Here is a 5,932-nt window from a genome sequence, read left to right as displayed (position 1 = left end):
CGGGTCCTCCGCAGAGATTCAGATAGATTCATTAGCCGAACAACGATCGTATCGTTACCCGGCTAATGACTGTCAAGCCCTTACGCTGTACTGGTTATGCCCGAACCCGACGATGACTTCCAAACCGCCTTCTGGGCCGCCAAGCACGCCCTGGCCACCGCCAACGCGGCCGCCTTCGCGCACCACGGCATCCACGAGGGCCAGCAGTTCGTCCTGCGCCAACTCTGGGCCGAAGACGGACTCGCCCCGGGAGAAATCGCCCGCCGCCTGGGCCTCGCCACCCCCACCATCACCCGCGCCGCCACCCGCATGGAAGCCGCCGGCCTCCTCCGCCGCGAACCCCACCCCACCGACCGCCGCCTGGTCCGCCTCCTCCTCACCGACCGCGGCCGCGAACTGGAACAACGCATAGAAGCCGAAACGGCCGCCATCGCCGAACGCGCCATGGCGACCGTCAGCCCCGCCGATCGTCTGTTGTTCGTGCGCACGCTCCGGGAAATGAAGCGCAACCTCGAAACCGGTTGACCGGCTTCGTCATCAGTGCGGCAGAGCGTCCTTCACGGCCTTGTCCTGCACGTAATCCGACCTGCACAGCAGACCCGTCAACGACACGCGGTCGTCGTTCTTCGCCGGATCATCGCCGAAGATCGCCAGGATCACCTTCAACTGCGAAGCCTTGTCCAAGGTTTCGTACTGCGCGCACGTCACGCTCAGTGGGTCATCCAGATTCGCGGGCGCCGGAGCGGAAGTGGACGTCGTGGTAGGGGCGGCGGAGGTAGTGGTTGCCGTAGTCGTGGTGGCAACGGCGGACGATGAGGTCTCCGGGGCAGCGGTAGGCGTGCCATCGGTCTTCGAGCAGCCCCCCACCACGACCGCTACGAGACACAGTGCGGACACTGCCATAGCCGAACGTGCTGTTTTCATGCGGCTCATATTGCCTTATTGAGCCAAACTCCATACCGACCGGCCATCCTTCTCCGCCCTCGCAACGAATAGCAAATCACCGCGCCTGTCGATCCGGCTCCGGACCGCCAAGCGAATCAAGTTGATCTATAAGCATCTTTCGCGAAGGAGGAAACGCATGATCCCGCACTTCATCGGTGACGTAATCTCGGCAATCTCCGACCTCCTCGGCAGGTTGCTGATTCCGTAGCGCCAGAGGCCCGGAGCTGCCCGCAGCTCCGGGCCGCCAAGCTCGGTGTAGCCGCGTAAGTCTGAAAAGCTTTGTATCACACTAGATTTAGGCTGGATTCGAACACTCGTTCGATATAAGATGGTGGTATGGGCACCGGGGGGAACCACTACAGCAGCGACGCCACTGCGGCGTTCGGTGCCGGTGTCGACGCCATGCTGGAAGCGAACCTCACCCGTTGCACCGATGAGCAGGTCGTTGCGATGTTGCGTGAGGTCGAGGTCGATAAGAGGCGTTTCGTGGCTGCCGAGCATCGGTTGCTGGTCGAGATCGAGCAGCGTCGTATCCCGGAGAAAGCCGAGGCCCGCAGCACCACCCAATACCTGGCCACCGTCCTGCGTCTGTCGCATGCCGAGGCTGCCGCGCGCGTGAATGCGGCGAAGCTGTTGGGTCCGCGGCTGATCGGTGGGGAGGAACTCGAACCTCTGTTGGCCCATACTGCTGCCGCGCAAGCCGCGGGGGAGATCTCGGTCGATCATGCGTGGCGGATCGCGAAGATCCTGAAGCGGCTGCCGATGCATGTGGATGCGATACAAGCCGAAGCGGTCGAACAACAACTCGCCGACTACGCGCGCACCGGCTGGCCGGATGATCTGCCGAGGATCGGTGACCGCATCCTGGCGTTCCTCGACCCCGACGGGATCCTGGTGCAGGACAAGGATCGCCAACGCATGCGCGAACTGATCATTGGCAAACAACGTGTCGACGGCATGTCGGCGATCCGCGGGGAGATCACCCCCGAACTGCGGGCCCTGCTCGATCCGGTGCTGGCGAAACTGGCGCGCCCAGGCATGTGTAACCCCGAGGACGCGCAAAGCCCCTGGACCACCGGTGATTCCGTCGGTGACGGGATCGACCCGGAAGTATTGCAGGGGTGCGTGAAACGCGATACCCGCAGTGCGGGTCAGCGTAATCATGATGCGGTGTTGGCGTTGCTGCGCCCGGAGATGGGTCCGGCCCACCTGGGCCAGCATCGGGGGATGCCGGTCAGCACCGTGGTGACCATGACCGTCGCCGAACTCGAGACCGCGGCCGGGGTGGCCGTGACGGCGTCGGGTGGGCGGGTGTCGATCGAGGAGGCGTTGAAGCTGGCGCAGAAGTCGATTCCGTGGCTGGCGGTACTCAACCACACAGGCATGCCCCTGTATCTGGGCAGAGGCAAACGCATGACGGGCAAACCGATGACGGGCAAACCGATCACGGACGGGGCGATGACGGGCAGGGCGATGACGGGCACGGTGCCGCGTATGGCGAATCCGGCGCAACGGATAGCGCTGATCGCCGCCGAACGTGGCTGCACTCGTCCGGGTTGTGATGCCCCCGCGACCATGTGCCAGGTGCATCATGTCACCGAGTGGGCCAAGGGCGGTCCGACCGATATCGACAACCTCACCCTGGCCTGCGACGCCTGCCACGCACGGGTGCATGACGGGCCGGGTGGCTGGAAAACCGTGAAACTGGACCAAGACTCACCGTATGCGGGTCGTACCGGCTGGATCGCGCCCGCCCACATCGACCCGAGCGGGATACCGCAGGTCAACCACCGCCACCATGAGAAGGAAGCACTCGCGGAGTCGGCGGCGCGGATTCGTGCCCGTACCGAGCGGGAATCACGCCGTCATCGTGAGTGGCTGGCGCGGCGCGCCTGTTCGAGTGCAGCGCAGAACAATGGGGCGCAAAACGATGCGCCGGAGGCCGGGACATCGACTGGATCGGCAACCGTGCCAGCAGCCGGACCGCAAGCCAGCCCGGAGAGTGGGCCCGACGGTGGGCTAGGGGCCGGGCTAGAAGCCTAGAGAGTGTGAAAGGGGCGCGGCCAGTACGCCAGCGTGGGGGAATGAGACATATCCCCGCACTGGTGTACTGGTCGTGCCTGTTTCGGTTTCCTTCGGGTTTCGGGGTTTTTGGGTCTCCGGTTTTCTGGTTTTCGGTTTTTCGGGTGTGTGTCTCGAGAAGGTGATGCGTGCAGTCCGTGGGCTGGGACAGAGGGCGACGGCTCCCCACTGGGCGTCAGCCCCGGTCCGGCAGGGCACACGACGCAACCACACCTCCAGTTTTTAATCTTTGTCTCTGCCCTAGCGGCGCAATACCTCAACGGCGCGAGCGCGGGCACTGTCGACGCCGCGACTGAAGTCCTCGTCGGGGAAGACCGGCATAGGGACGTCGGCAGGAATGCCGGTGACATCGTAGGTAGTACCTGCTGGGGTGAGGTACTTCTCGTTGGGGAGGATGAAGGTCCACCCGTTGGGGAGACGCCGGGTCATCACGTCGGAGAAGACGCCTTGGGTGTTCTCGCCGAGAATCGTTGGGCGAGGACTGCGTTGAAGTAGAGCTTGGGTAAAGGTTTCGCCGGCGCTGATAGTGGATTCGCTGGTCAGGATCGCGATCTTCCCGAGATAGGGGTTAGATCCATAGGGCTGCACTGTGATTGGCTGCGGAAGTGTGAATCTGTCGGGGTTGCAAGGGTTGTTGCGGGTTTCCTTGGCGTAGGCGAAGAAGGGGTGGTCGGTCAGTCTCGCGGCGATTGCCAGCCCGAGGGGATCGTCACCGCCGCCGTTGATGCGGGTATCGATGATCAGGCCGGTGAGGCGGTTCGGCCCGGTGGTTCGGGCCGGGGTGAAGATCGAGGTGAGGGCGCGGTCCAGTTCGGCGGCGTTGGCGGCGTACGAGCCGGATTCGGAGTCGGTGTAGTCGGAGAATCCGCTGATCCAGAGGTAGCCGATGTGGTCGGGGAGGTCCGCGTAGCCGATGTGGTTGTTCGCCCACATCGTCATCGGACTGTTCGGATCGGTCTGTCGGACCAGGTCGAGGGCCTTGTCGATGTATTGCGGGGTCGGGGGTCTGGTTCCCGGCCGGGGAGTGCCGATCGGCCGGCCGTTCGCCATGATCGCCAGGTGGGCGTCCTGTAGGGGTGCGATCATTTCGCCGAGGATTTTCGCGAGATCGTCATCGCTGGTGGTGGCGGTGACCATGGGGCGATAGCGGGTGTAGGTCTGGTGCCAGTTCACGTCGTGTGCCGCGAAGAAGGGGTAGTTCTCGTCGAGGGTGTGCCAGAAGACGTCGAAGGTGCGCTGCGGATCCTTGTCGATAGGAGGGGTGCCACCGGAATCCACACAGTCGGAAGGTTTTTCGGGGAGGCGATGCAGATGGCGGGCGCCCTCGTTCGCATCGATCCGCCACTCGGCGGTATTCGGGTCACGGGTGAGAGTGATCGTCGAGACGGTGCCGTCATTGCCGTCGAAGGTGCGGGTTTCATCCGTGCCGGTCTTCGTGGTGGCCTCGAAAAGGCCCGGCAGACAGCTGACAGTGGTGCGGTCGTAAGTGTGCAGGCCGTGCGCGTCGACGACCATGATGGTGCTGTAACCGTCGGTCTGCCACACTCCGTCGATAACCATGGGCCACATGGTGCGGCCCGGCGATCGGTGCGCACATCACACCGGAGCATGCGCACCTCATACCGCAGTATCAGCGAGTAGCCCGCGGCGCCCCCATGCCGGGATCGATGCGGATCGGGCCACCCGCGGCCGGCGCGATCGGGAAATCGAAGATGGCGGTCGGGATATAGACGGTGGCACAGGAATTCGGAATATCGACCACGCCCGAGAACCGTCCCTCGATAGGCGCGGCGCCCAGCAGCAGATAAGCCTGCTCGCGGCTGTAACCGAACTTGGTCAGATAGTCGATGGCGTGGAGGCAGGCGCGCTCGAACGCCAATTGCGAATCGAGATACCGCTGTTCGCCGTCGAGGGTGACCGAGGTGCCGGAGAAGGCCAGGAACTCCGTGTAGACCGGGCCCTCGTTGCCCGGCTGGAAGATGGCGTTCTCGGTGACGCCGTAGAGCTCCATTCCGTTCTTGATCACATCCACTCGCAGATCGATGAAGCCGCCCATTTCGATTGCGCCGCAGAAGGTTATCTCGCCATCACCCTGCGAGAAGTGCAGATCACCCACCGAGAGGTTCGCACCGGGCACGAACACCGGATAGAACACCCGGCTGCCCCGCGTCAGATTCTTGATGTCCTGATTGCCGCCGTTCTCGCGAGGCGGTGCGGTGCGGGCGGCCTCGGCAGCGGCACGCTCATAATCCGACCCGATCAACGCGCCCAGAATCGCATCGCGCGGTTCGGGCGGCAGCGCCAGCGGCGGCACCCGCTCGGGATCGGTGGCGATCAGCGCGGCCTCCCGGGTGTTCCAAGTGCCGAGCAGCCCCGCCGAAGGCGCGGTGCCCATGAGCCCGGGATGCATGATGCCCGTGAACTTGACCCGCGGAACGTGCCGCGAGGTGGTGGTATGGCCGCTGAAGTCCCAGATCGCCTTGTACGCGTCCGGAAAGTGCTCGGTGAGGAAGCCGCCGCCATTGTCGGTGGGGAAGATGCCGGTGTATCCCCAGCCCTGACCCGCCAGCGGACCCGAATCCTCCTGCGGGATCGGCCCGATATCGAGAATGTCGACGATCAGCAGGTCACCCGGCTCGGCGCCCTCGACCGCGAAGGGCCCGGACAGGCAGTGCACGGTGGTGAGCGGCGCATCGCGGACATCCTCGGCGGAATCGTCATTGCGGATCGCGCCGTCGAACCATTCGCGCACATGCACCCGGAACTCGGTGCCCGGCGCGACGGTGGCGACCGCCGGAATGTCCGGGTGCCAGCGATTGTGGCCTACGAACTTCTGATCGGCGAACTTCTTGGTGGAATCGAGCGGGAAGATCAGCTCGGGCATCGGTGCCTCCTGGGAAATCGG

6 protein-coding genes are annotated in these 5,932 nt (G+C 64.3%); 2 read left to right on the top strand and 4 right to left on the bottom strand.

Annotated features, from left to right (window positions below):
- Positions 1-96: 96 nt before the first annotated feature.
- Positions 97-525 (top strand): MarR family winged helix-turn-helix transcriptional regulator, encoded by a 429-nt coding sequence (locus ACIP5Y_RS11945; RefSeq protein ID WP_400349779.1) that lies wholly within the window; start codon positions 97-99, stop codon positions 523-525.
- Between the two features lie 12 nt (positions 526-537).
- Here ACIP5Y_RS11945 and ACIP5Y_RS11940 read toward each other — a convergent pair whose 3' ends face one another.
- The gene (locus tag ACIP5Y_RS11940; RefSeq protein ID WP_400349778.1) at positions 538-708 is read right to left on the bottom strand and encodes a hypothetical protein; all 171 of its coding nucleotides are present in this window, start codon (positions 706-708) and stop codon (positions 538-540) included.
- Between the two features lie 10 nt (positions 709-718).
- Positions 719-886 carry a hypothetical protein gene (locus ACIP5Y_RS11935; RefSeq protein ID WP_400349777.1) on the bottom strand — a complete coding sequence of 56 codons (168 nt, stop codon included), beginning with the start codon at positions 884-886 and terminating at the stop codon, positions 719-721.
- A gap of 395 nt (positions 887-1,281) precedes the next feature.
- Between ACIP5Y_RS11935 and ACIP5Y_RS11930 the strand changes: the two genes are divergently transcribed.
- Entirely contained in the window at positions 1,282-2,988 is a 1,707-nt protein-coding gene (locus tag ACIP5Y_RS11930) for a DUF222 domain-containing protein (protein ID WP_400349776.1), read from the top strand.
- Between the two features lie 279 nt (positions 2,989-3,267).
- Here ACIP5Y_RS11930 and ACIP5Y_RS11925 read toward each other — a convergent pair whose 3' ends face one another.
- Positions 3,268-4,587 carry a S41 family peptidase gene (locus tag ACIP5Y_RS11925; protein ID WP_400349775.1) on the bottom strand — a complete coding sequence of 440 codons (1,320 nt, stop codon included), beginning with the start codon at positions 4,585-4,587 and terminating at the stop codon, positions 3,268-3,270.
- Between the two features lie 70 nt (positions 4,588-4,657).
- Positions 4,658-5,911, bottom strand: a complete 1,254-nt coding sequence (fmdA, locus tag ACIP5Y_RS11920) for a formamidase (RefSeq protein ID WP_400349774.1) — start codon at positions 5,909-5,911, stop codon at positions 4,658-4,660.
- Positions 5,912-5,932: the final 21 nt, after the last annotated feature.

Origin of the sequence: Nocardia sp. NPDC088792 (genome assembly GCF_044750615.1) — a bacterium.
In the GTDB taxonomy this organism is placed as follows: domain Bacteria; phylum Actinomycetota; class Actinomycetes; order Mycobacteriales; family Mycobacteriaceae; genus Nocardia.
This window is presented reverse-complemented; position numbering and strand designations above follow the sequence as displayed.